The sequence below is a fragment of the Mycobacterium sp. ACS4054 genome (assembly GCF_001667275.1).
Lineage (GTDB): Bacteria > Actinomycetota > Actinomycetes > Mycobacteriales > Mycobacteriaceae > Mycobacterium.
In genome coordinates, this window is sequence record NZ_LZHV01000031.1 from 95,513 (window position 1) to 117,470 (window position 21,958).

Annotated in this window: 27 protein-coding genes; 14 read left to right on the forward strand and 13 right to left on the reverse strand. The window is 69.3% G+C overall.

Features of this window, described 5'->3' with window-relative positions:
* Nucleotides 1-57 precede the first annotated feature (57 nt).
* A complete protein-coding gene (locus A5730_RS06560; RefSeq protein ID WP_067897245.1) occupies nucleotides 58-1,254 on the reverse strand; it encodes a class I SAM-dependent RNA methyltransferase in 1,197 nt (398 codons plus the stop codon).
* A 20-nt stretch (nucleotides 1,255-1,274) separates the two neighbouring features.
* A complete protein-coding gene (locus A5730_RS06565; RefSeq protein ID WP_067897248.1) occupies nucleotides 1,275-3,269 on the reverse strand; it encodes an APC family permease in 1,995 nt (664 codons plus the stop codon).
* Between the two features lie 129 nt (nucleotides 3,270-3,398).
* Between A5730_RS06565 and A5730_RS06570 the strand changes: the two genes are divergently transcribed.
* The gene (locus tag A5730_RS06570) at nucleotides 3,399-4,067 is read left to right on the forward strand and encodes a TrkA family potassium uptake protein (protein WP_156745714.1); all 669 of its coding nucleotides are present in this window, start codon (nucleotides 3,399-3,401) and stop codon (nucleotides 4,065-4,067) included.
* A gap of 12 nt (nucleotides 4,068-4,079) precedes the next feature.
* Nucleotides 4,080-4,757, forward strand: coding sequence for a TrkA family potassium uptake protein (locus A5730_RS06575; RefSeq protein ID WP_055401627.1), 678 nt, complete (start codon nucleotides 4,080-4,082; stop codon nucleotides 4,755-4,757).
* Here A5730_RS06575 and A5730_RS06580 read toward each other — a convergent pair.
* Together A5730_RS06580 and A5730_RS06585 are read right to left on the reverse strand one after the other, a co-directional pair.
* Entirely contained in the window at nucleotides 4,754-5,380 is a 627-nt protein-coding gene (locus tag A5730_RS06580) for a DUF3159 domain-containing protein (RefSeq protein ID WP_067897518.1), read from the reverse strand. The genes A5730_RS06575 and A5730_RS06580 overlap by 4 nt on opposite strands.
* A gap of 89 nt (nucleotides 5,381-5,469) precedes the next feature.
* Nucleotides 5,470-5,838, reverse strand: a complete 369-nt coding sequence (locus tag A5730_RS06585; protein ID WP_055401629.1) for an OB-fold nucleic acid binding domain-containing protein — start codon at nucleotides 5,836-5,838, stop codon at nucleotides 5,470-5,472.
* Nucleotides 5,839-5,952: 114 nt separating this feature from the next.
* Between A5730_RS06585 and A5730_RS06590 the strand changes: the two genes are divergently transcribed.
* Entirely contained in the window at nucleotides 5,953-6,654 is a 702-nt protein-coding gene (locus A5730_RS06590; protein ID WP_067897250.1) for an alpha/beta fold hydrolase, read from the forward strand.
* 10 nt (nucleotides 6,655-6,664) lie between these two features.
* On the opposite strand, the gene A5730_RS06595 is transcribed toward A5730_RS06590, so the two are convergent.
* Nucleotides 6,665-7,402, reverse strand: a complete 738-nt coding sequence (locus A5730_RS06595; protein ID WP_067897253.1) for a DUF3710 domain-containing protein — start codon at nucleotides 7,400-7,402, stop codon at nucleotides 6,665-6,667.
* Nucleotides 7,402-7,866: a dUTP diphosphatase gene (gene dut / locus A5730_RS06600; protein WP_067897255.1), complete on the reverse strand. Its 465-nt coding sequence runs from the start codon at nucleotides 7,864-7,866 to the stop codon at nucleotides 7,402-7,404. The genes A5730_RS06595 and dut overlap by 1 nt, the downstream gene beginning before the upstream one ends.
* A gap of 25 nt (nucleotides 7,867-7,891) precedes the next feature.
* On the opposite strand from dut, the gene A5730_RS06605 reads away from it, so the two are divergent.
* Nucleotides 7,892-8,377, forward strand: a complete 486-nt coding sequence (locus A5730_RS06605) for a DUF3093 domain-containing protein (protein WP_067897258.1) — start codon at nucleotides 7,892-7,894, stop codon at nucleotides 8,375-8,377.
* 6 nt (nucleotides 8,378-8,383) lie between these two features.
* On the opposite strand, the gene A5730_RS06610 is transcribed toward A5730_RS06605, so the two are convergent.
* Complete coding sequence (locus A5730_RS06610) at nucleotides 8,384-8,686, reverse strand: DUF4193 domain-containing protein (protein WP_007171590.1); 303 nt, start codon at nucleotides 8,684-8,686, stop codon at nucleotides 8,384-8,386.
* A 181-nt stretch (nucleotides 8,687-8,867) separates the two neighbouring features.
* On the opposite strand from A5730_RS06610, the gene cei reads away from it, so the two are divergent.
* Nucleotides 8,868-9,518: an envelope integrity protein Cei gene (cei, locus tag A5730_RS06615; RefSeq protein WP_067897260.1), complete on the forward strand. Its 651-nt coding sequence runs from the start codon at nucleotides 8,868-8,870 to the stop codon at nucleotides 9,516-9,518.
* A gap of 2 nt (nucleotides 9,519-9,520) precedes the next feature.
* On the opposite strand, the gene A5730_RS06620 is transcribed toward cei, so the two are convergent.
* Nucleotides 9,521-10,390 carry an inositol monophosphatase family protein gene (locus A5730_RS06620; protein ID WP_067897263.1) on the reverse strand — a complete coding sequence of 290 codons (870 nt, stop codon included), beginning with the start codon at nucleotides 10,388-10,390 and terminating at the stop codon, nucleotides 9,521-9,523.
* Between the two features lie 103 nt (nucleotides 10,391-10,493).
* Between A5730_RS06620 and ppgK the strand changes: the two genes are divergently transcribed.
* Both ppgK and A5730_RS06630 read left to right on the forward strand, forming a co-directional pair.
* Nucleotides 10,494-11,303, forward strand: coding sequence for a polyphosphate--glucose phosphotransferase (ppgK, locus tag A5730_RS06625; RefSeq protein ID WP_067897266.1), 810 nt, complete (start codon nucleotides 10,494-10,496; stop codon nucleotides 11,301-11,303).
* Between the two features lie 175 nt (nucleotides 11,304-11,478).
* Entirely contained in the window at nucleotides 11,479-12,978 is a 1,500-nt protein-coding gene (locus A5730_RS06630) for an RNA polymerase sigma factor (RefSeq protein WP_067897269.1), read from the forward strand.
* Between the two features lie 116 nt (nucleotides 12,979-13,094).
* On the opposite strand, the gene A5730_RS06635 is transcribed toward A5730_RS06630, so the two are convergent.
* Nucleotides 13,095-13,397 carry a hypothetical protein gene (locus A5730_RS06635; protein WP_067897272.1) on the reverse strand — a complete coding sequence of 101 codons (303 nt, stop codon included), beginning with the start codon at nucleotides 13,395-13,397 and terminating at the stop codon, nucleotides 13,095-13,097.
* Nucleotides 13,398-13,605: 208 nt separating this feature from the next.
* Here A5730_RS06635 and A5730_RS06640 point away from each other — a divergent pair, with 208 nt between their 5' ends.
* The gene (locus A5730_RS06640; protein WP_067897275.1) at nucleotides 13,606-14,007 is read left to right on the forward strand and encodes a RidA family protein; all 402 of its coding nucleotides are present in this window, start codon (nucleotides 13,606-13,608) and stop codon (nucleotides 14,005-14,007) included.
* On the opposite strand, the gene A5730_RS06645 is transcribed toward A5730_RS06640, so the two are convergent.
* Nucleotides 13,956-14,321, reverse strand: a complete 366-nt coding sequence (locus tag A5730_RS06645; protein ID WP_067897278.1) for a DUF952 domain-containing protein — start codon at nucleotides 14,319-14,321, stop codon at nucleotides 13,956-13,958. The two genes, A5730_RS06640 and A5730_RS06645, sit on opposite strands and share 52 nt — an antisense overlap.
* Before the next feature lie 136 nt (nucleotides 14,322-14,457).
* Between A5730_RS06645 and A5730_RS24205 the strand changes: the two genes are divergently transcribed.
* Together A5730_RS24205 and A5730_RS06650 are read left to right on the forward strand one after the other, a co-directional pair.
* A complete protein-coding gene (locus tag A5730_RS24205; protein ID WP_082459792.1) occupies nucleotides 14,458-14,643 on the forward strand; it encodes a hypothetical protein in 186 nt (61 codons plus the stop codon).
* 65 nt (nucleotides 14,644-14,708) lie between these two features.
* Nucleotides 14,709-15,677, forward strand: coding sequence for a YihY/virulence factor BrkB family protein (locus tag A5730_RS06650; RefSeq protein ID WP_067897281.1), 969 nt, complete (start codon nucleotides 14,709-14,711; stop codon nucleotides 15,675-15,677).
* A gap of 9 nt (nucleotides 15,678-15,686) precedes the next feature.
* On the opposite strand, the gene A5730_RS06655 is transcribed toward A5730_RS06650, so the two are convergent.
* Nucleotides 15,687-15,926 (reverse strand): DUF3039 domain-containing protein, encoded by a 240-nt coding sequence (locus A5730_RS06655; RefSeq protein WP_067897283.1) that lies wholly within the window; start codon nucleotides 15,924-15,926, stop codon nucleotides 15,687-15,689.
* 95 nt (nucleotides 15,927-16,021) lie between these two features.
* On the opposite strand from A5730_RS06655, the gene A5730_RS06660 reads away from it, so the two are divergent.
* From A5730_RS06660 to A5730_RS06670, 3 genes are all read left to right on the forward strand, one after another.
* Entirely contained in the window at nucleotides 16,022-16,420 is a 399-nt protein-coding gene (locus tag A5730_RS06660) for a DUF3099 domain-containing protein (RefSeq protein WP_067815388.1), read from the forward strand.
* A gap of 123 nt (nucleotides 16,421-16,543) precedes the next feature.
* Entirely contained in the window at nucleotides 16,544-17,533 is a 990-nt protein-coding gene (gene sigB, locus A5730_RS06665) for a sigma-70 family RNA polymerase sigma factor SigB (RefSeq protein WP_082459793.1), read from the forward strand.
* A gap of 185 nt (nucleotides 17,534-17,718) precedes the next feature.
* Complete coding sequence (locus A5730_RS06670) at nucleotides 17,719-18,408, forward strand: metal-dependent transcriptional regulator (protein WP_055401662.1); 690 nt, start codon at nucleotides 17,719-17,721, stop codon at nucleotides 18,406-18,408.
* Here the strand turns inward: A5730_RS06670 and A5730_RS06675 are convergent.
* On the reverse strand, nucleotides 18,405-19,463 hold the full coding sequence (locus A5730_RS06675; RefSeq protein ID WP_067897521.1) for a DUF4192 domain-containing protein: 1,059 nt from the start codon (nucleotides 19,461-19,463) through the stop codon (nucleotides 18,405-18,407). The genes A5730_RS06670 and A5730_RS06675 overlap by 4 nt on opposite strands.
* Before the next feature lie 112 nt (nucleotides 19,464-19,575).
* On the opposite strand from A5730_RS06675, the gene sthA reads away from it, so the two are divergent.
* Nucleotides 19,576-20,991 (forward strand): Si-specific NAD(P)(+) transhydrogenase, encoded by a 1,416-nt coding sequence (gene sthA, locus A5730_RS06680; RefSeq protein ID WP_055401664.1) that lies wholly within the window; start codon nucleotides 19,576-19,578, stop codon nucleotides 20,989-20,991.
* On the opposite strand, the gene A5730_RS06685 is transcribed toward sthA, so the two are convergent.
* A complete protein-coding gene (locus A5730_RS06685) occupies nucleotides 20,988-21,827 on the reverse strand; it encodes a serine protease (RefSeq protein ID WP_067815385.1) in 840 nt (279 codons plus the stop codon). The two genes, sthA and A5730_RS06685, sit on opposite strands and share 4 nt — an antisense overlap.
* Between the last annotated feature and the right edge of the window lie 131 nt (nucleotides 21,828-21,958).

Consider the following 21,958-nt stretch of genomic DNA (forward strand, 5'->3'; position numbering starts at 1 on the left):
GCCGACCAGGCTTCCCGGCACACCGCCAGGGAGTCTATCCGCTGCGACGCCCTTCCTCTAATCTCGGCGGGTCAACAACGCGACGCATTCGGTGTGATGGGTGAGCGGGAACGCGTCGAACACCTTGATCTGCTCGACGGCATAACCGCAGCCGAGGTAAAGCCCGACGTCGCGGGCGAAAGAGGCCGCCTCGCAACCGATGTGCACCACACGCGGGACGCCCGCGGCGGCCAACAGATCGATGATGTCACGCCCGGCGCCCGCCCGCGGCGGGTCCAGCACCGCGACGTCCGCGCGCGATCGTTGGGCGCCGAGCGCCCGGCGCACCGAGTCGGTGACGACCTGCACCTGCGGCAGGTCGTCCAGCGCGGCGCGGGCGGCCCGCGTGGCGGCGCGCGAGGTGTCGACGCTCAGCACCCGCCCGGACTCCCCGACCGCCGCCCCGAGCGCCGCGGCGAACACGCCCGCGCCGCCGTAGAGGTCCCAGGCGGTCATGCCGGCGGCGGGCTGCGCCCAGTCGGCGACCAGGCGGCTGTACACCGCGGCCGCGCCGCGGTGCGCCTGCCAGAAGGCGGTCACCGGGATCTGCCAGCTGCGCCCCTCGACTCGCTGCACCGCCTCGTAGGCGCCCTCCACGACCTTGGTCACGGTCCGTCTGCCCTGCCGCAGCGTGCGCACCACGTGGCGCGCACCGTCGTCGTCCACCACGACGTGCAGCTGCGCCGTTGGGGGCCAATCGGGTTCGGCGAGCCCGTCGAGCATGCCGGCCGGCAATTGCGCGCAGCGCAGGTCGGTGACCAGCTCGTCGCTGTGGTACCGGTGGAAGCCGGGGCGGCGGTCCGCGCCCACGTCGAGCCGGACGCGGGTGCGCCACCCAGTCGGCCCGGAACCCGGCAGCGGTTCGGCCTCGCCCTCCCAGGAGTGCCCGCCCAACCGCTCGAGCTGATTGGCCACCACCTGAGCCTTGAGCGCGCGGGCCGCCTGCGGGGCGGCGAACGCCAAGTCGCAACACCCGGCGCCGTCCACCCCGGCGATCGGGCACAGCGATTCGATGCGGTCGTCCGACGGGTCGAGCACCTCGACAACCTCTGCGTGCCAATAGGATCCGCGGTCGGCGGTGACCCGCACCCGCACTCGCTCACCCGGCAGCGCGTAGCGGACGAACACCACGCGTCCTTCGTGATGCGCCACGCAGCTGCCGCCGTTGGCCGGTGCGCCGGTGACCAGCGTCAGCTGCTCGCGCGCGGGCAGCACCGCGCCAGGCGATTCGCGGGTCAATCGAAGATTCCCCTGCGCGCGTCACCGGGGGCGGCGTGCGGCTGCAAGGTCTTCAGCCGCTCCGACGAAGTCAGTTGCCACGGAACGGAAGTCACCATCACGTTGGGCATGAACAGCAACCGGCCCTTGAGCCGCAGCGCGCTCTGGTTGTGCAGCACCTGTTCCCACCAGTGGCCCACCACGTACTCGGGGATGAACACGGTGACGACCGTTCGCGGCGAGTCCTTGCTGACGCGTTTGACGTAATCGAGTATTGGCCGGGTGATTTCGCGGTACGGCGAGGCGATGACCTTCAGCGGCACGCTGATGTCGCTCTCTTCCCACTGGTGCACCAACTCGCGGGTTTCGCCCTCGTCGACGCTGACGGTGAGCGCCTCGAGCACATCGGGCCGGGTCGCGCGGGCGTAGGCCAGGGCGCGCAGCGTCGGCAGGTGCAGCTTGGACACCAGCACCAGGGCGTGATTGCGGCTGGGCAGCACCACGTCGTGCTGGGCGGCCGCCTGCTGCTCGAGTTCCCGGCTGACGGTGCCGTAATGCCGGTGGATCATCTTCATGATGCCGAACAGCAAACCCATCGCGAACAACGCGATCCACGCCCCGGCGACGAACTTGGTGACCAGGACGACCAGCAGAACGGCGCCGGTGGAAAGCAATCCGATGGTGTTCACCACCCGGGAGCGCATCATCTTGCGGCGCGCCCGCGGATCGGTCTCGGTGCGCAGCAACCGGGTCCAGTGCCGCACCATGCCGATCTGGCTCAGCGTGAACGAAATGAACACGCCGACGATGTAGAGCTGGATCAGGGCGGTGACCTCCGCCCGGAACGCGATGATCGCCAGCAGCGCCGCCCCGGACAAAAACAGGATTCCGTTGGAGAACGCCAGCCGGTCGCCGCGGGTGTGCAGCTGGCGCGGCAGGTAGCTGTGCTGCGCCAGGACCGAACCGAGCACCGGGAAACCGTTGAACGCGGTGTTGGCGGCGAGTACCAGGATGAGCGCCGTCACCGTGGCGATCAGCAGGAAGCCGATGTGGAAGCTGCCGAACACCGTTTCGGCCAGCTGGGTGACCAGGGTCTTCTGGTAGTAACCCGGCGGGGCGCCGGTCAGTTGCCGGGCGGGATCCTCGACCAGCTGAACCTTGATCTGCTGGGCCAGCACGATGATCCCCATCAGCAGGGTCACCGCGATCCCGCCCAGCATCAGCAGCGTCGTCGCCGCGTTGCGCGACTTCGGTTTCTCGAACGCCGGGACGCCGTTGCTGATCGCCTCCACACCGGTGAGCGCCGCGCAGCCCGAGGAGAACGAGCGGGCCACCAGGAAGGCGAGCGCGAAGCCGACGACCTGGCCGTGCTCGGCGTGCATCTGGAACCCGGCGGACTCCGCCCGCAGCGGGTTGCCCAGCACGAAGATCCGGATCAGCCCCCAGCCGATCATCACGAAGACGCCGACGATGAAGGCGTACGTCGGGATGGCGAACGCCACCCCGGACTCGCGGATGCCCCGCAGGTTCAACGCCATCACCAGCAGGATGGCCGCCACGCAGAACCACACCTTGTGCTGGGCCACGATCGGGATCGCGGAGCCGATGTTGGACATCGCCGATGCCGTCGAAACGGCAACGGTGAGAACGTAATCCACCATCAGCGCGCTGGCGACCACCAGGCCGGCCGTATCGCCGAGGTTGGTGGTGACCACCTCGTAGTCGCCCCCGCCGGACGGGTAGGCATGCACGTTCTGCCGGTAGCTGGCCACCACGACCAACATCACCGCGGCGACGGCCAGACCGATCCACGGCGTCATCGCGTACGCGGTGACGCCGGCCACCGACAGCATCAGGAAGACCTCTTCGGGGGCGTACGCCACCGAGGACAGCGCGTCGGAGGCGAACACCGGCAGGGCGATCCGCTTGGGCAGCAGGGTGTGACTGAGCCGGTCGCTGCGAAACGGCCGGCCAATTAGCAACCGACGCGCTGCGGTGGAAAATTTGGACACGAGAGCCAAGACTAAGCCCACCGGGTTGTGGCGGTAGCTTCGTAGGTGAGAATGTTTGCCGACCCGAAATCGGCTGGCCGACGTGGGTTGCCGATGGGGGCCGCAGGACGCAGCCGAGAGGATCGGAAATTGCGAGTAGTGGTGATGGGCTGCGGCCGCGTCGGTTCCTCGGTGGCCGACGGGCTGTCGCGGATCGGCCACGACGTCGCGGTCATCGACCGCGACAGCACCGCCTTCAACCGGCTCAGCCCGGAATACGGCGGCGAGCGGGTGCTCGGCCAGGGGTTCGACCGCGACGTGTTGCTGCGGGCCGGCATCGAGGAGGCGGACGCGTTCGCCGCCGTGTCCTCCGGGGACAACTCGAACATCATCTCGGCGCGGCTGGCCCGGGAGACCTTCGGCGTGAAGCGCGTCGTGGCCCGGATCTACGACGCCAAGCGCGCGGAGGTGTACGAGCGCCTCGGCATCCCCACCATCGCCACCGTGCCGTGGACCACCGACCGCCTGCTCAACGCGCTGCTACGGGACACCGAAACCGCCAAGTGGCGGGACCCGACCGGCACGGTGGCCGTCGCCGAGGTCGTCCTGCACGAGGAGTGGATCGGGCACCGGGTCACCGATCTCGAGCAGGCCACCGGCGCCCGGGTCGCCTTCCTGATCCGGTTCGGCGCCGGCGTCCTGCCCGAGCCCAAGACGGCCCTGCAGTCCGGCGATCAGGTCTACGTCGCTGCGATCTCGGGCCGCGTCGCCGAGGCCGTGGCCATCGCGGCGCTGCCACCCAGTGAAGACCTCGGTTAAGGAGCGGCGCAAATGAAGGTAGCTGTCGCCGGGGCCGGCGCGGTCGGCCGCTCCGTGAGTCGCGAACTCGTCGGAAACGGCCACGACGTGACGCTCATCGAGCGCAACCCCGATCACGTCGACGTCGACGCCATCCCCGCCGCGCACTGGCGGCTCGGCGACGCCTGCGAGCTGAGCCTGCTCGAATCGGTGCACCTGCAGGAGTTCGACGTTGTGGTGGCCGCGACCGGCGACGACAAGGCCAACGTCGTGCTCAGCCTGCTGGCCAAGACCGAATTCGCGGTGCCCCGGGTGGTGGCCCGGGTCAACGACCCCCGCAACGAGTGGTTGTTCACCGACGCCTGGGGCGTGGATGTGGCGGTGTCCACCCCGCGCATGCTCGCCTCGCTGATCGAAGAGGCCGTGGCGGTCGGTGATCTGGTGCGGCTCATGGAATTCCGCAGAGGGCAGGCCAACCTCGTCGAGATCACCCTGCCCGACGACACGCCCTGGGGCGGCAAGCCGGTGCGCCGGCTGCAGCTGCCGCGGGACGCCTCGCTGGTGACGATCCTGCGGGGCCCGCGGGTGATCGTGCCCGAGGCCGACGAGCCGCTGGAGGGCGGCGACGAGCTGCTGTTCGTCGCGGTCGCCGAGGCCGAAGAGGACCTGCGCAAGCTGCTGCTGCCGGACGGCCCGGCGCTCAGCGACTAGTCGCGGACCGGGTCGGCCGCGATCTGGGTGCCGGTGTCACCGGCCGCCAACATGGCACGCTGGGCCGACTTGATCGCCAGGTACGTCACAAGCGCGGCCGCCACGGTCAGCGGCCAGCCCATCGCGATGCGCGCGAATGCCAGCCAGCCGGTCTGGTCGGCGTCGTAGAGCATGCCCTGGACCACGAACCGGGCGGCGAAGACCAGCACCCAGAAGACCGAGGCGATGTCGAACGCGTAGACGGCCCGCGGCACGTCGCGCCAGGCGCGGCCACGCCCGGTGGCCCAGCTCCACACGTAGCCGACCAGCGGCCGCCGGATGATCACCGACGCCGCGACCACCACCGCCCAGAGCAGCGAAGTCCAGATGCCGATCAGGAAGTAGCCCTTGGACTCCCCGACGATGTAGGCGACCAGCGCGCAGATGGCCACGCCGAAGAATCCCGAGAATGCGGGCTGCGGCGATTCCCGTCGGATCAGCCGCCACAGCAGGACCAGCGCCGCGGCGGCCAGCGCGGCGCCGATGGCCACGAACAGGCCCCACAGGCTCGACGCGATGACGAAGATCACAACCGGCAGCGACGAATAGACGACGCCGCTGACCCCGCCCGCCTGTCGCAGCAGCCGTTCCGCGGTGAGCCGGTTGGCGCCGGCGCGCTCGGGCGCGGTCGAATCGTGCGATCCCGGACTCGACTCCCGATCGTCGGGAAGCGTCACCGCTGAATTTCGTAGTGCGGGTTGTAGATGGCCTTGGTGCCGTTCTCCAGCTTGCCCAGCCGCCCCCGCACCCGCAGCTTGCGACCCGAGTCGATGCCCGGGATCCGCCGCTGGCCCAACCAGACCAGGGTGACCGTGTCGCTGCCGTCGAACAGCTCGGCGCGGACGCCGCCCGCGCAGGCCTTGCCGTTACATTCCACGCTGCGCAGCGTGCCGATCATGGTGACCTCTTGGCCACGCTCGCAATCGATAACCCGTTGTGCGCCGGTACTTGCGACCTCGTCGGACAACTCTTCAGAGTCGCGTTGCTCCGGCGCCTCCGTCAACCGACGGGTGAGCCGGCGAAGATATCCCTGGGCCCCCATGGCCACTCCTGACAATGCTGATAAGCCTCGGCGCTTCCACTTATGCCAACGGACACCGTAGACCTGTTGGTTCCCGCGCGCCAACCGACTCAAACGTGATGCCACTATCGGGGTGTGGCTGTCGATCTGCGGGGTGTCACGACGGTGTTGTTGCCGGGTACGGGGTCCGACGACCACTACGTCTACCGGGCCTTTTCCGGTCCGTTGCGCGGCGCCGGCGCCGTCCTGGTGACCCCGCCGCCCCAGCCGGGCCGGTTGATCGACGGCTACGTGTCGGCGTTGGACGCCGCCGCGCGCGCCGGCCCGATCGCGGTCGGCGGCGTCTCGATCGGCGCGGCGGTGGCGGTCGCCTGGGCACTGACCCACGCGGACAAGGCGGTCGCTGTGCTGGCCGCGCTGCCGGCCTGGGCCGGGGCGCCGGAGGAGGCGCCCGCGGCGCTGGCGGCGCGGCACACCGCCGCGCAGCTGCGCGCCGACGGGCTGGAGGCGACGACCGGCCAGATGCGGGCGTCGAGCCCGGCGTGGCTGGCCGACGAGCTGGCCCGTTCGTGGCGCGCCCAGTGGCCGCAACTCCCCGACGCGATGGACGAGGCCGCCGCCCATGTGGCGCCGGACCACACCGAGCTGGCCCGGCTGGCCGCGCCGATGGGCGTGGCGGCCGCCGTCGACGACCCCATCCATCCGCTGCGGGTGGGTCAGGAGTGGGTGGACGCCGCGCCGCGCGCGGCGCTGCGGACGGTGACGCTCGACCAGATCGGCTCGGATCCCGCCGCGCTGGGCGCGGCGTGCCTGGCCGCCCTCGCCGACGTGGACTAGCCGGTTCGGGTCAGCCGCCGGTGGTGGTGCGCAGCTGCTGCATGGCCGAGCCATCGGCGCTGCGGCGCGCCGCCGGCTCGGGCGGCCCCTGCTCCGCGGCCTCTTGCGCCGCGGCCTGCTGGGCGGCCGCGGCCTCGCGCAGTTGCTGGGCCATCGGCTCGGGCAGCTGCACGGTCAACGGGGTGCGCACCGGCAGCGGTGTGTCACCGCGGCGAACGACGGTGTCCGCCAACGCCGCTCGCGCCTCCTGCTCGAGGGCTTCCATCGTCTCGTGCGCCCCGTTGACGACGCAGCGGATCATCCAGCGGTAGCCGTCGACGCCGATGAAGCGGACCGCGCCGGACGCGGAGCCGACCACCTCGCGGCCCCACGGGCCGTCCTTGATGCTGACTTGCGCCCCGTCGTTGCGCAGCGAGTCGGCGAGCTCGCCGGCCACCTCACGCCACAGCCCGCCGGTTTTCGGTGCCGCGTAGGCCGCGATGGTGAACCGGCCGTTGGGCGTGACGACCCACACGGCGCTGGGAACCCCGGTCTCGGTCAGCTCGACCTGTAACTGGCCCGCCTCCGGCATCGGGATGAGCACCGAGCCCAGGTCCAGCCGCGCGAGCTCCGCGACCGAGGGGTCGTCGAAATCGTCGATGTCGAACGGGCCCTCGAGTTCTTCGTCGAACTCCTCGTCGATCGGGTCGGCGACGGCTTCCGCGTCCACCGGCTTGTCACTGTCGTCGTTGTTTCTCTTGATTGCCATCACAAACTCGCATGTCCGCCGGAGGAACCGTGGCCACCGTCGCCACGGGATGTTTCGGCCAGGCCGGCCTCGTCGAACGACGACACCTCGACCAGCTCGACCAGCTCGACCCGCTGCACCAGCAGCTGGGCGATGCGGTCACCACGATGCACGACGATCGGCTCGGCCGGATCGAGGTTGATCAGCGCGACCTTGATCTCGCCGCGGTAGCCCGCGTCGATGGTGCCCGGGCTGTTGACGATCGAAAGCCCAACGCGCGACGCCAAACCCGAACGCGGGTGGACCAAGCCGACCATCCCGAACGGGATCGCGACCGCCACGCCCGTGCGCACCAGGGCGCGTCGCCCGGGTTCCAGCTTGAGGTCTTCGGCGCTGTAGAGATCCACCCCGGCGTCGCCGTCGTGGGCGCGCACGGGCAGTGGGAGCTCGGGATCGAGGCGGACGATGGCCAGACTGGTCGACACGGGGCCACAGATTACCCTTGACTGCGTGTCCGGTACGCGCGTCGCGCCGCACAGTGTGCGATATCGCGAACGACTGTGGGTGCCCTGGTGGTGGTGGCCGTTGGCCTTCGGGCTGGCGGGGCTGATCGCGTTCGAAGTCAACATGGGAGTGGCCCCCCGGCCGTCCTGGCTGCCGTACGCAACGCTTTTCGCGGTGGCGACCGGAGCCCTGCTGTGGCTGGGCCGCGTGGAGATCCGGGTCACCGCCGACCCGAGCGTGCCGGGCGGGGTGGAACTCTGGGCCGGCGAGGCCCACCTGCCGGTCACCGTGGTCGCCCGGTCCGCCACGGTTGCGCCGTCGGCCAAATCCGCGGCGTTGGGCCGACAGCTCGACCCCGCGGCTTTCGTGCTGCACCGGGCATGGATCGGCCCGATGATCCTGGTCGTCCTGGACGACCCGGACGACCCGACGCCGTACTGGCTGGTGAGTTGCCGCCACCCCGAGCGGGTGCTGTCGGCATTGCGCAGCTGACCTGGGTCAAGCCGCGCAGTCGGTACAGATCATCAGGCCGTTCTTCTCGCTGGCCAGCCGGCTGCGGTGTTGCACCAGGAAACAGCTCGAGCAGGTGAACTCGTCAGCCTGCTTCGGAATGACGCGGACCGACAGTTCTTCTCCGGACAGGTCGGCACCGGGCAGTTCGAAAGATTCGGCGGTTTCGGATTCGTCGACGTCGACCACGGCCGAGGCCGCCTCGTTGCGTCGTGCTTTGAGCTCCTCCAGCGAGTCCTCCGAGACGTCGTCAGTCTCGGTGCGCCGTGGAGCGTCATAGTCGGTAGGCATTGCCCTATCCCCTCACATGCCCTCATTGCTCAAGCATCGCTTTGTACCAGCGTCGAACGCATCCACCAAATGATTCGTGCCCGGATCACGGTCCGTTAATGTGTGATTTACGTCACACACCCATATTGGGCCTTGCGTTCGCCTTTGAACAGTGCGTTTAGGGTGCGACTAGAGTGCACCTGTGGTCGCACAAATCACCGAGGGTACCGCCTTCGACAAGCACGGTCGGCCCTTCCGGCGACGCAATCCCCGGCCCGCCATCGTGGTGGTGGTTTTCCTGGTCGTAGCCACGGCGGTGGTGTGGACGATCGCGCTGACCCGACCGGCCAAGGTGCACGAGGTCGCCGTGTGCAACCCGCCGCCGAAGGCGGACGCCTCGGGGACGGCTCAGCTCGGCGAGCAGGTGTCGCGCAGCGCGATGATGGACGTCACGCCCGCCAAGCTCGGCGACACCAAGATCCGCGTGCTCAACGCCAGCGGCCGCGGCGGGCAGGCCGGCGACGTCGCGGGCGCGCTGAAAGACCTCGGGTTCGCCCAGCCGGCCGCGGCCAACGATCCGCTGTACGCCGGCGCCCGGCTCACCTGCCAGGGTCAGATCCGGTTCGGCACGGCCGGGCAGGCTTCCGCGGCGACGGTCTGGCTGGTGGCGCCGTGCATGGAGCTGTTCAACGACAACCGCGCCGACGCCTCGGTCGACCTGGCGTTGGGAACCGACTTCACCGCCCTGGCCCACAACGACGACATCGACGCCGCCCTGGCCACCCTGCGCCCCGGCGCCACCGAGCCGTCGGATCCCGCGCTGCTCAACAAGATTCACGGCAGCGCCTGCTGACGTCAGTCGAGGATCGGGTCCAGCCCGTCGATGTCGTCCAGGGCGGCCAGCAGCTCGTCGGCGATTCCCGGCGCGGCGGCCAGCACCAGGCCCGCACCCTCGATGTCGTTCGCCGGCAACGAAACTCGCGCGCCGGCCTCGGCCGCGATCAGCGCACCCGCGGCGCAATCCCACGGCTGCAGGCCGTGCTCGTAGAACGCGTCGAGCCGGCCCGCCGCGACCATGCACAAATCCAGGGCCGCCGAACCGATCCGGCGAACGTCGCGGACCAGCGGCAGCAGCCGCGCCAACAACGCCGCCTGCGTCGCCCGGCGCTGCCGTGAGTAGCCGAAACCGGTGCCCAGCAACGCCATCGACAAGTCGTCGACCGCTGCGCACCGCAACGGTCTGATTCCCTGCCCGTCGCTGACATGCGCGCCCAGGCCGGTTGCCGCCGAGTACACCTGGCCGCCGACGACGTCGGCGACCGCGCCCGCCACCGACACGCCGGCGACCTGGACACCGACCGACACCGCGTACGCCGGGATGCCGTAGACGAAGTTCACCGTGCCGTCGATGGGATCGAGCACCCAGGTGACCGCATCGGCGGGGGTGTCCGCCGGGTCGGCCGGGCCGCCGCCTTCCTCGCCGAGAATCGGGTCGCCCGGGCGCAATTCGGCCAACCGCTCCCGCAGCAGGCGCTCCGTTTCGGTGTCGACGACGGTCACCGGATCGGTTGGGGTGCTCTTGGAGCGCACCGCGTCGCCGCCGGTGACCGTGGAGCCCGCACCGAACACCTCGGCGCGACGACGGCGCACGAACGCGGCCGCTTCCGTGGCCAGCGACTCGGCCACCGTGCGCAACCGGGCGGGCTCGTCATCTCCTCGGCTCACCGGTCTATCGCATCACAGGCGGCGCGGCCGCGCAGATACCCCATGGCCGCATCGGCGCCGGGCTAAGGTGGGCGAACAGCCGCAGCCACGCCCAGGAGCTCCGATGACCAGCACCGACTCGACCACGGACACGCCCCACACGGGCCCCGCCGGGGGCAGCCCACAGCGTCGGGGATTCGGCATCGACGTCGGCGGCAGCGGCATCAAGGGCGGCATCGTCGACATGGACACCGGGCAGCTGATCGGCGAACGGGTCAAGCTGTTGACCCCGCAGCCGGCGACCCCGGCGGCGGTCGCCAAGACCATCGCGGAGGTGGTCAACGCGTTCGGCTGGACCGGCCCGCTCGGCGTGACCTATCCGGGGGTCGTCACCCACGGCGTCGTCCAGACGGCGGCCAACGTGGACAAGGCGTGGATCGGCACCAACGCCCGCGACATCATCAGCGCCGAACTGAACGGCCAGGACGTCACCGTGCTCAACGACGCCGACGCCGCCGGGCTGGCCGAGGAACACTACGGGGCCGGCCGCAACCAGTCCGGCCTGGTGGTGTTGCTGACGTTCGGCACGGGAATCGGCTCGGCCGTCATTCACAACGGCACGTTGATACCCAACACCGAGTTCGGGCACCTCGAGGTCGGCGGCAAGGAGGCCGAACTGCGGGCGGCGTCGTCGGTCAAGGAGCGCAACGGCTGGACCTACGAAAAATGGACCAAGCAGGTCACCCGGGTGCTGGTGGCGATCGAGAACGCGGTGTGGCCGGACCTGTTCATCGCCGGCGGCGGCATCAGCCGCAAGGCCGACAAGTGGCTACCGCTGCTGGAAAACCGCACCCCGGTGGTGGCCGCGGCCCTGCTCAACACGGCCGGGATAGTGGGCGCGGCCATGGCCTCGACCTCCGACGTGACCCACTGATTTTCCCCGGCAGGGCCGTTCGGCCGCTCACTGTCGTTACAATGGTCATCGGCGACCGCCCGACCGACAGCGTACGAATGCCGACGCTGATCCAACGCCGACATCGACATAGCAGACACTTTCGGTTAACCATGCCCAATACCCACCGAAGGTGAGCCCAAACGAAGGGGTGTAAGTGGCAGCCACCAAGGCAAGCGCGGCAACCGATGCGCCGGTAAAACGGACCGCGACGAAGTCTTCGCCCTCCCCCGCCAAGCGACCCGCGGCCAAGGCCGCGCACGCCGCCGCCCCCGCGAAGCGCGCCGCCAAGGCGCCGGCCCGGGCAGCCAAGCCCGAGGCCGCCGGCGAGGCCAAGAAGCCCCGCGCGGCCAAGGCGCCGTCGGGCCGTGGGACGAAGGCGGCCAAGGCCGCCCCGGCAGACGCCGAGGTCGATCTGGAGGCCGTCGAAGATCTCGACGACGCCGAACTCGACGCTGAGCCCGGCGACGACCTGGAGATCGACGCCGGCGACCTGAACCTCGAGGACTTAGAGGACGACGTCGCGGCCGACGGCGACGAGGCCGAGGTCGAGCCGGCCGACGCCGAGGACAGCGAGGAGGCGCCCGCCCCGGTCGCCGCGGCCGGCGAGGCCGCCGCCGAGGAGGACGAGGAGATCGCCGAGCCCTCCGAGAAGGACAAGGCCTCCGGCGACTTCGTCTGGGACGAAGACGAATCCGAGGCGCTGCGCCAGGCCCGCAAGGACGCCGAACTCACCGCGTCCGCGGACTCGGTCCGCGCCTACCTCAAGCAGATCGGCAAGGTGGCGCTGCTCAACGCCGAGGAAGAGGTGGAGCTGGCCAAGCGGATCGAGGCCGGCCTGTACGCCACCCAGCTGATGAGCGAGATGGCCGAGCGCGGCGACAAGCTGCCCGCCGCTCAGCGCCGCGACATGATGTGGATCTGCCGCGACGGCGATCGCGCGAAAAACCATCTGCTGGAAGCCAACCTGCGCCTGGTGGTGTCGCTGGCCAAGCGCTACACCGGCCGGGGCATGGCGTTCCTCGACCTGATCCAGGAAGGCAACCTGGGCCTGATCCGCGCGGTCGAGAAGTTCGACTACACCAAGGGCTACAAGTTCTCCACCTATGCGACGTGGTGGATCCGCCAGGCGATCACCCGCGCGATGGCCGACCAGGCCCGGACCATCCGCATCCCGGTGCACATGGTCGAGGTGATCAACAAGCTGGGCCGCATCCAGCGCGAGCTGCTGCAGGACCTGGGCCGCGAGCCCACGCCCGAAGAGCTGGCCAAGGAGATGGACATCACGCCCGAAAAGGTGCTCGAGATCCAGCAGTACGCGCGCGAGCCGATCTCGCTGGACCAGACCATCGGCGACGAGGGCGACAGCCAGCTGGGTGACTTCATCGAGGACAGCGAGGCCGTGGTGGCCGTCGACGCGGTGTCCTTCACCCTGCTGCAGGACCAGCTGCAGTCGGTGCTCGAGACGCTGTCCGAGCGCGAGGCCGGCGTGGTACGGCTGCGCTTCGGCCTCACCGACGGCCAGCCGCGCACGCTTGACGAGATCGGCCAGGTTTACGGCGTGACCCGCGAGCGCATCCGTCAGATCGAGTCCAAGACGATGTCGAAGCTGCGCCACCCCAGCCGCTCCCAAGTGCTGCGCGACTACCTGGACTAACGCTCACCGTCTGCGCGGCGAGTCCCAGGCACCCAGAACACACGAGGCGTCAGCCGCCACCGGGTTTCCCGGTGGCGGTCCTGACGGCTGTGACGGCTTCAATGTCGTTGCGCTGCTTACAATTTCTGGGTCAACACAGGTGCGTGGCTCGGCGGTACCGGCCGATGGGGATTCGTGCGCGCCGGCGCATCGGTGACCACCGTTTTCCCGCCGGTGCAGGTGACGAGCTTGCCCCCGACGATCACGCCCTGGCCCTCATCGATCGGGATGTCGTAGCCGTCGGGGTCGGTGTAGTGGCAGCCGCCGCTCGGGCCAGAGGGCCCATTGGGCTCGGCGTAAGCGGTGGCAGGGGCCAACGCGACGATGGCCAGCGCGCCGAACAGCGCGGCGGCGTAGTGGATGCGGGTGGCGTTCTTCATGGTGATCTCCTTATGCGTCGTCGCGGCCCGTCCTTCGGGCTGCGTTCATCGACCTAGAGCGACCAGGAGCACCGACAGGGACACTTTCTTCCGCCCGCGCGCGATCGCTCAACTACAGAGCCAGCCGAACCTGTTGCCGCACAAGGGCGCTCAATCGCAGACGAAAAACCCGTGGCGTCGGCGGCGCCACCGTCGTACGGTGACGGCCATGAACCGCACCCTGGTCTCCTCCGGATCCGAGTTCGAATCGGCCGTCGGTTATTCACGCGCGGTCCGGGTCGGCCCGCACGTGGCCGTGGCCGGAACGACCGGCGCCGGGCGAGACATCGCGGCCCAGGCGCGAGATGCCCTGCACCGCATCGAGATTGCGCTCCGCGAAGCGGGTGCGTCGCTTACCGACGTGGTCCGCACCCGCATCTACGTCACCGACATGTCCCGGTGGCGCGACGTCGCGGCGGTGCACGCGCAGGTCTTCGGCGCCATCCGGCCCGCGGCCACCATGGTGGAGGTGTCCGCGCTGATAGCGCCCGAGCTGCTGGTCGAGATCGAGGCCGACGCCTACGTCGACTCCCCCGCCGGCGCGAACGTGCCGTCGGCGCCCGGCCGGTAGTCGGTGACCCGAATCACAGCGTCGATGGGCAACGGACCGTACAGGTGCGGGAACAGCATCGCCTCCGGATCCGTTGCTACGCCTGGCTCCCAACGCACTTCGGAGTCCAGCCTCGCCGGGTCAATGGTCAGTAGCACCAAGTCGTCGCGCCCACGGTAGAGCCGGTTGGCCGGCAGGTGGACCTGCCCGGGGGCCGAAAGATGGATGAACTCACCACCGCCGGACGCGTCGGGACGAATCTCGCCGGTGGCGCGGGCCCGCGACCAGTCGTCACGGCCGCACAGATGTACCAGCACTTCAGGAGCGAAAGTCACGAATGATCAGCTTAGAAAGTTCGCCGAAACCAAACGTTTACAGGCCGTGAGAAACGACACACCCGATAACGATCGGGGAACAACGCGAAAACCCCATACGTCTGAGAGAGTGGATAAAAGCAAGAACGGAGAAGCCATGAATGCAACTCTGACCAGTCCCGAGCTAACCCGTGCGGACCGCTGCGATCGCTGCGGTGCCGCGGCTCGAGTCCGCGCCAAGCTGCCTTCCGGAGCCGAGCTTCTCTTCTGCCAGCACCACGCCAACGAGCACGAGGCGAAACTGACCGAGCTGTCGGCCGTCCTGGAGTTCAGCGGGAGCTGATTTCGCCCAACTCACCCGTGGGCAATGTGGCTGAGTGCGGCGGTCTTCGGTAATGCTGGACGGGTATGAGCGATCACATCGCAAAACCGTCCCGCCATCACATCTGGCGACTCACTCTGAGGACCATCTCCAAAAGTTGGGATGACTCCATCTTTTCCGAGTCGGCGCAGGCGGGTTTCTGGTCGGCGCTGTCGCTCCCCCCGTTGTTGCTGGGGATCCTGGGCAGCCTGGCCTACGTGGCGCCGCTGTTCGGCCCGGACACGATGATGTCGATCGAGAAGAGCATCATCTCCGCGATCCGCAGCTTCTTCTCGCCCAGCGTTGTCAACGAGATCATCGAGCCGACCATCCGGGACGTCACCGCCAACGCCCGTGGCGAGGTGGTGTCGGTCGGGTTCCTCATCTCGATGTGGGCCGGATCGTCGGCGATCTCGGCCTACGTCGACGCCGTCGTGGAGGCGCACGACCAGACCCCGCTGCGGCATCCCGTGCGGCAGCGGCTGTTCGCCCTGTTCCTCTACGTGGTGATGCTGGTGTTCGTGGTGTGCGCGGCGCCGGTGTTGGTGGTGGGGCCGCGCAAGGTGAGCGAGCACATCCCGGACAGCCTGGAAAACGTCCTGCGCTACGGCTACTACCCGGCGCTCATCCTCGGCCTGCTGGTCGGGGTGGTGATCCTGTACCGAGTGGCGCTGCCCGAGCCCCTGCCGACGCACCGGCTGATCTTCGGGGCCGTGCTCGCCACGGCCGTGTTCCTGATCGCCACGCTGGGCCTGCGGGTCTACCTGCGGTGGATCACGAGCACCGGCTACACCTACGGCGCGCTGGCCACCCCGATAGCGTTCCTGTTGTTCGCGTTCTTCGGTGGTTTCGCCGTGATGTTCGGCGCCGAGCTGAACGCCGCGATCCAGGAGGAGTTCCCGGCGCCCAAGACGCACGCGCACCGGCTGCGCAAGTGGCTGGAACACCGCGTGCCGGTGCTGAAGCGGTCGATGGTTTCGGACCCGGAGCCGGCGCCCGACAGCGCGACGCTGTGAGCGCCGGGCCTAGCCCTTCTTCATCCGGTCGTAGATCTGCTTGCAGTCCGGGCACACCGGTGAGCCGGGCTTGGCCGCCTTGGTGACGGGAAAGACCTCCCCGCACAGGGCCACCACGTGGCTGCCCATGACCGCGCTCTCGGCGATCTTGTCCTTCTTGACGTAGTGGAAGTACTTCGGCGTATCGCTGCCGGTCCCGTCGTCGACGCGTTCGTCGGTCTCGGTGCGTTCGATCGTCTGGGTCTGCATACCTGACATTGTGCCCCGTGACTCGCTCCTGCCGGAATTCCCCGGGTGTGGGACAGTGGAAATGAGGCGCAGAAAGAAAAGAGGCGCGGGGAGACATGAAGCGCTCTGAGTTGGGTTTCGACGACGATGGCAGGCCAGTCCTCATCACCGGCGCCGCCCAGTCCTACGAGGAGCAGCACCGCGCGCGGGTGCGTAAATACCTGACGCTGATGGCGTTCCGCATTCCGGCGCTGATCCTGGCCGCCGTCGCCTACGGCGCCTGGCACAACGGTCTGATCTCGCTGGCGATCGTCGCGGTGTCGGTGCCGTTGCCGTGGATGGCGGTGCTGATCGCCAACGACCGGCCGCCGCGCCGTTCCGAGGAGCCCCGGCGGTTCGACGACGCCCACCGGCGCACCCCGCTGTTCCCGACGGCCGAGCGCCCGGCGCTCGAGCCGCGCCGCCAGCCGCAACCGGACTGGCCCCCGGGCCCCGGCGGCGACGTCTTTCCGTAGCTCCGGGGGGCGTCCCTCCCACTTCTCAGGACATTCTCAGGTCGGCGGCACATTTCTGCACGTCAAGACGTGTGAGATGGCAAGGGGCTGGGAACTCTCAGGGCTGATCTGTCGTTGAACTCAATGACAGTACAAGCCGAACGGGAGGTCGCTATGGCGAACGCCAGCACGAGCAGATTTGACGGCGATCTGGATGCTCAGAGCCCGGCCGCGGACCTCGTGCGCGTATATCTCAACGGCATCGGTAAGACGGCGCTGTTGAACGCCGCGGGCGAAGTGGAACTTGCCAAGCGCATCGAGGCCGGGCTGTATGCCGAGCATCTGCTCGAAACTCGTAAGCGGCTGGGCGAGAACCGTCGCCGCGACCTGGAGGCCGTCGTGCGCGACGGCGCGGCGGCGCGACGTCACCTGCTCGAAGCGAACCTGCGCCTGGTGGTGTCGCTGGCCAAGCGCTACACGGGTCGCGGGATGCCGCTGCTGGACCTGATCCAGGAGGGCAACCTGGGGCTGATCCGCGCGATGGAAAAGTTCGACTACACAAAGGGTTTCAAGTTCTCCACGTACGCGACGTGGTGGATTCGCCAGGCCATCACCCGTGGCATGGCCGACCAGAGCCGCACCATCCGGCTGCCCGTGCACCTGGTAGAGCAGGTCAACAAGCTGGCCCGGATCAAGCGGGAGATGCATCAGAACCTGGGTCGGGAGGCCACCGACGAGGAGCTGGCCGCCGAGTCCGGCATTCCCGTGGAGAAGATCAACGACCTGCTCGAGCACAGCCGCGACCCGGTGAGCCTGGACATGCCGGTCGGCTCCGAAGAGGAAGCGCCGCTGGGCGATTTCATCGAGGACGCCGAGGCGATGTCCGCCGAGAACGCGGTGATCGCCGAGCTGCTGCACACCGACATCCGCAGCGTGCTGGCCACTCTCGACGAGCGCGAGCACCAGGTGATCCGGCTGCGCTTCGGCCTCGACGACGGCCAGCCGCGCACCCTCGATCAGATCGGCAAGCTGTTCGGGCTGTCGCGTGAGCGGGTCCGGCAGATCGAGCGGGACGTGATGTCCAAGCTCCGCCACGGCGAGCGCGCCGACCGGCTACGGTCGTACGCAAGCTGAGGCCGCACGTAACAGATCGCGGCGACCCGCGGCGCCCGGCTCGCGCCGCGCCTGGGACCGCCGCCCGAGCTAGGTAGCAGACGGTATGCCCGCCGCACACGCGGCGGGCATACTGCTTGTCGGGGAAGCGTTACACCCATTCGCGCAGCTGGCCAAGTAGACTCGGCGTCGATGGAGGGTGCTGAATGAACGACCTGGTTGACACCACCGAGATGTACTTGCGGACCATCTACGACCTCGAAGAAGAGGGCGTGACGCCGCTGCGTGCCCGCATCGCCGAACGCCTCGAGCAGAGCGGGCCGACCGTCAGCCAGACCGTATCCCGCATGGAGCGCGACGGGCTGCTCCACGTCGCCGGCGACCGCCACCTCGAGCTCACCGACAAGGGCCGGGCGCTGGCCATCGCCGTCATGCGCAAGCACCGGCTGGCCGAACGATTGCTCGTCGACGTCATCGGGGTGCCCTGGGAGGAAGTGCACGCCGAGGCGTGCCGCTGGGAGCACGTGATGAGCGAGGACGTCGAGCGGCGTCTGGTGAAGGTGCTCAACCACCCGACCACCTCCCCCTTCGGCAACCCGATCCCGGGGCTGTTGGACCTGGGCGTCGGCCCCGACTCCGGCGCCGACGACGCCAACCTCGTCCGGCTGACCGAATTGCCGCCCGGCTCGCCGGTGGCCGTCGTCGTCCGCCAACTGACCGAGCACGTGCAGGGCGACATCGATTTGATCACCCGCCTCAAGGACGCCGGCGTCGTTCCCAACGCCCGGGTGACCGTCGAGACCGGTCCCGCCGGGGTCACCATCGTCATCCCCGGCCACGAGAACGTCACCCTGCCGCACGAGATGGCGCACGCCGTCAAGGTCGAGAAGGTCTAGCACGCGCGGCGGCCGAACGGCCGCCGCGGCGGTAACCGCACACCCAGCTGTTTGGCCAGCCGATAGCCGGTGAGCGCCAATTCGCGGATGTCCTCCGGCCGCAGCCCCGACTGCAACGCCGTGTCCAGCATCCCTGCCATCCGATGCTCGGGCTCGCAACGCAGCGCGGCCTCCAGCGACACCCCGGCCAGCGGACCGTCGCCGCGGGCGTAGGCGCTGAACGCCAGCAGGACCAGGGCCTCGACCCGCCAGGGCGGGGGCAGGGTGCGCGCCAGCAGCGCCCACAACGACTCGGCCGCGCCGGCGCTCTCGCCGACCGCCAGGGCGTAGAAGATGTCGCGCACCTGCGCGTCGCCCAGCGCGCAGCTCAGCTTCGCCAGCTGCGCCCGGGACAGTGCCTGGCCGGCGGCCACCCGCGAGGCGGCCGCCATGGCCTGCTTGACGTCGGCGCGCGCGCAGCGGGCCGGGTCCGCGAGGTGGGCCGCCCGGCGCCTGCCCTCCTGCCGGTCGATGGCGCCGGCCAAGGCGGCGCTGCGCGCCGTGTCCTGCACCGCGATCACCGCCTGCAGGTCGGCGCGCCGCGCGTAGAGCCGCCTGCCGTCGAGCACCGCGGCGGCCGCCAGCGGCGAGGCCGACGGATCGTCGACGAGGCCACTCGCACCGCAGTTGTCCACGCAGTGCCAGCGCCCCCCGGCCGCGACCCGGTCCACCACGTGGGTGGCCCACAGCTCGATATCGTTGTCCGACAACGACTTTGCCAGATTTTCGGAGAGCTGCCGGTATTCCTCGGTACAGCAGGGGCAGTCCGCGCCGTCCGCGTCGACGATCACCGCGATGGCGCCGTCGGGCCGGGCGGCGGCGGCGACCTGGGCCAGGTGTCCCACCCGGGCCGCGAGCTCGTCGGAGAGGTCGACCCGCAGCACGGCTCCCAGCTCGCCACGGTCCAAAGACACCAGGACCAATGAATTTTCGGGAACGAAGCCGAGAACGGCCGGCAGTGCGGCGATGAGTGCGCCGGGTCGGTTGAGTTTGAAGTCGGGTCGATGCGTCGTCATGGGCACCACGCTGGTGGGCCGCACCGTCAGCCGGTGCTCGCGGGAACCGGTCGGATCCCGGGCCTGTGAATGAACCCAGCACTGTGAGTTGTGCTGATCTACTGTTGTTCGCATGGGTTCGGCGCAAGAGTACGACATGGTGGTCATCGGTTCGGGGCCCGGCGGCCAGAAGGCCGCGATCGCCTCGGCCAAGCTCGGCAAGTCGGTCGCGGTCGTCGAACGGGGCCAGATGCTCGGCGGCGTCTGCGTCCAAACCGGCACCATCCCGTCAAAGACGTTGCGCGAGGCCGTGCTTTACCTCACCGGGATGAGCCAGCGCGAACTGTACGGCGCGAGCTACCGGGTCAAGGAGAAGATCACGCCGGCCGACCTGCTGGCCCGCACCCAGCACGTGATCGGCAAGGAAGTCGACGTGGTGCGCAACCAGCTGATGCGCAACCGCATCGACCTGTTGCTGGGCCACGGCCGGTTCCTCGACCCGCACACCATCGAGGTCGAAGACCCGTCCCGCCGCGAAAAGCTAACGGTCACCGGCGAACACATCGTCATCGCCACCGGCACCCGGCCGGCGCGACCGTCCGGCGTCGAGTTCGACGAGGAGCGGGTGCTGGACTCCGACGGGATCCTCGACCTCAAGTCGCTGCCCACCTCGATGGTGGTGGTCGGCGCCGGGGTGATCGGCATCGAATACGCCTCGATGTTCGCGGCGCTGGGCACCAAGGTCACCGTCGTGGAGAAGCGCAGCGACATGCTGGACTTCTGCGACCCCGAGGTCGTGGAGGCCCTGAAATTCCACCTGCGCGACCTCGCGGTGACGTTCCGGTTCGGTGAGGAGGTGACCGCGGTCGACGTCGGCTCGGCGGGCACGGTCACCACCTTGGCCAGCGGCAAGCAGATCCCCGCCGAGACGGTGATGTACTCCGCCGGGCGCCAAGGCCAGACCGACCACCTCGACCTGCACAACGCCGAGCTGGAGGCCGACAACCGCGGCCGGATCTTCGTCGACGACTTCTTCCAGACCAAGGTGCCGCACATCTACGCCGTCGGCGACGTGATCGGCTTCCCCGCGCTGGCCGCGACGTCCATGGAACAGGGCCGGCTGGCCGCCTACCACGCCTTCGGTGAGCCGACCGACGGCATCACCGAACTGCAGCCGATCGGCATCTACTCCATCCCCGAGGTGTCCTACGTGGGGGCCACCGAGGTCGAGCTGACGAAGAACGCGATCCCCTACGAGGTCGGGGTGGCCAGGTACCGGGAACTGGCCCGCGGCCAGATCGCCGGCGACTCCTACGGCATGCTCAAGCTGCTGGTGTCCACCGACGACCTCAAGCTGCTGGGCGTGCACATCTTCGGGACCAGCGCCACCGAGATGGTGCACATCGGGCAGGCCGTCATGGGCTGCGGCGGCACGGTCGAATACCTGGTGGACGCCGTGTTCAACTACCCCACTTTTTCCGAGGCCTACAAGGTGGCCGCGCTCGACGTGATGAACAAGGTGCGCGCGCTCAACCAGTTCCGCAGCTAACAGCTGTCGTCGAGCTGGCCGGTAAGCGGGTCGCCGGGGCCGCCCGCCTCGGCGCGGGCCAGCAACTGCGCGGTCTGCGCGTCGAACGGCGCCGAATACGACACGTTCGCGGCGCACCCGCCGCGCTCGAAACCACCGATCACCCCGGTGAGCATGGTGCCGCTGACCCAGGGCGCGCCGCTGGTGCCGTCGACCAGCCCCTCGCACGGGAACGACGGGAACCCGCCCTCGGTCAGCGACGTGCTGGCCTGACACCCGATCGGCGCGCCACCCACGCCGGCCGGATAGCCCATCACGGTGACGTGGCTGCCGGGCGGCGGCGTTTTGCCCAGGGTCAACGCCAGGCCGGCGCGCGACTCCACCGAGCCCCCGGCGTCGTTGCTGAGCCGCGCGATCGCATAGTCGGCGTTGGGATCCTTGCTGGCCGACCAGCGGGGGTCGAGGTAGACCGCGTCGGCCTTCCACACGTCGGCCGGGGCGGGCGGCGCGTCGCCGGCGAACCCCGGCACGAAGGTGATCTGCGAGGCCCCGGCCAGGCAGTGCGCCGCGGTCATCATCAGGTTCCCGCCCGTCGAATGCACCACCGAACCCGTGCAGACGTGCAGTGGCCCGCCGTCGATGAAGATGGCGCCGACGCGCTTGTCCGGGTCCACCGGCGCCGCCACCGCCTTTTGCTGGGGCTGACCCATGTGCTGCACCGGTGTGCTGCTGCGCGCGGGGGACGGCGACGGGACCAGCGCGCGGTCGCCGGGCGGCCGCTTGCACGACGTCACCGACGTCGCCACGGCGACCACCAGGCACAGCATCACGGTCGGTACGCGCATCGGTTTCATCATGCCTGACGCCCGGTCAGCGGGCCGACTCCCACGCGTCGCGCGCCTGCCCGCCCGTCCGCCGACGTCGAAAGATGTTCGCCTCCGGATGAAACGCGAACTTCACACCGCTGTTTGATATTGGTGTCCCCTGA

Excerpts from the sequence above, each read along its gene's own strand:
- A5730_RS06610 (WP_007171590.1), bottom strand. The coding sequence starts at position 8,686 with ATGCCTACCGACTATGACGCTCCACGGCGCACCGAGACTGACGACGTC.
- A5730_RS06670 (WP_055401662.1), top strand. The coding sequence starts at position 17,719 with ATGAACGACCTGGTTGACACCACCGAGATGTACTTGCGGACCATCTAC.
- ppgK (WP_067897266.1), top strand. The coding sequence starts at position 10,494 with ATGACCAGCACCGACTCGACCACGGACACGCCCCACACGGGCCCCGCC.
- A5730_RS06640 (WP_067897275.1), top strand. The coding sequence starts at position 13,606 with ATGAACCGCACCCTGGTCTCCTCCGGATCCGAGTTCGAATCGGCCGTC.
- sthA (WP_055401664.1), top strand. The coding sequence starts at position 19,576 with ATGGGTTCGGCGCAAGAGTACGACATGGTGGTCATCGGTTCGGGGCCC.
- A5730_RS06635 (WP_067897272.1), bottom strand. The coding sequence starts at position 13,397 with ATGAAGAACGCCACCCGCATCCACTACGCCGCCGCGCTGTTCGGCGCG.
- A5730_RS06650 (WP_067897281.1), top strand. The coding sequence starts at position 14,709 with ATGAGCGATCACATCGCAAAACCGTCCCGCCATCACATCTGGCGACTC.
- A5730_RS06575 (WP_055401627.1), top strand. The coding sequence starts at position 4,080 with ATGAAGGTAGCTGTCGCCGGGGCCGGCGCGGTCGGCCGCTCCGTGAGT.
- A5730_RS06655 (WP_067897283.1), bottom strand. The coding sequence starts at position 15,926 with ATGCAGACCCAGACGATCGAACGCACCGAGACCGACGAACGCGTCGAC.
- A5730_RS06675 (WP_067897521.1), bottom strand. The coding sequence starts at position 19,463 with ATGACGACGCATCGACCCGACTTCAAACTCAACCGACCCGGCGCACTC.
- A5730_RS06685 (WP_067815385.1), bottom strand. The coding sequence starts at position 21,827 with ATGATGAAACCGATGCGCGTACCGACCGTGATGCTGTGCCTGGTGGTC.
- A5730_RS06595 (WP_067897253.1), bottom strand. The coding sequence starts at position 7,402 with ATGGCAATCAAGAGAAACAACGACGACAGTGACAAGCCGGTGGACGCG.
- sigB (WP_082459793.1), top strand. The coding sequence starts at position 16,544 with ATGACAGTACAAGCCGAACGGGAGGTCGCTATGGCGAACGCCAGCACG.
- A5730_RS24205 (WP_082459792.1), top strand. The coding sequence starts at position 14,458 with ATGAATGCAACTCTGACCAGTCCCGAGCTAACCCGTGCGGACCGCTGC.
- A5730_RS06660 (WP_067815388.1), top strand. The coding sequence starts at position 16,022 with ATGAAGCGCTCTGAGTTGGGTTTCGACGACGATGGCAGGCCAGTCCTC.
- A5730_RS06585 (WP_055401629.1), bottom strand. The coding sequence starts at position 5,838 with ATGGGGGCCCAGGGATATCTTCGCCGGCTCACCCGTCGGTTGACGGAG.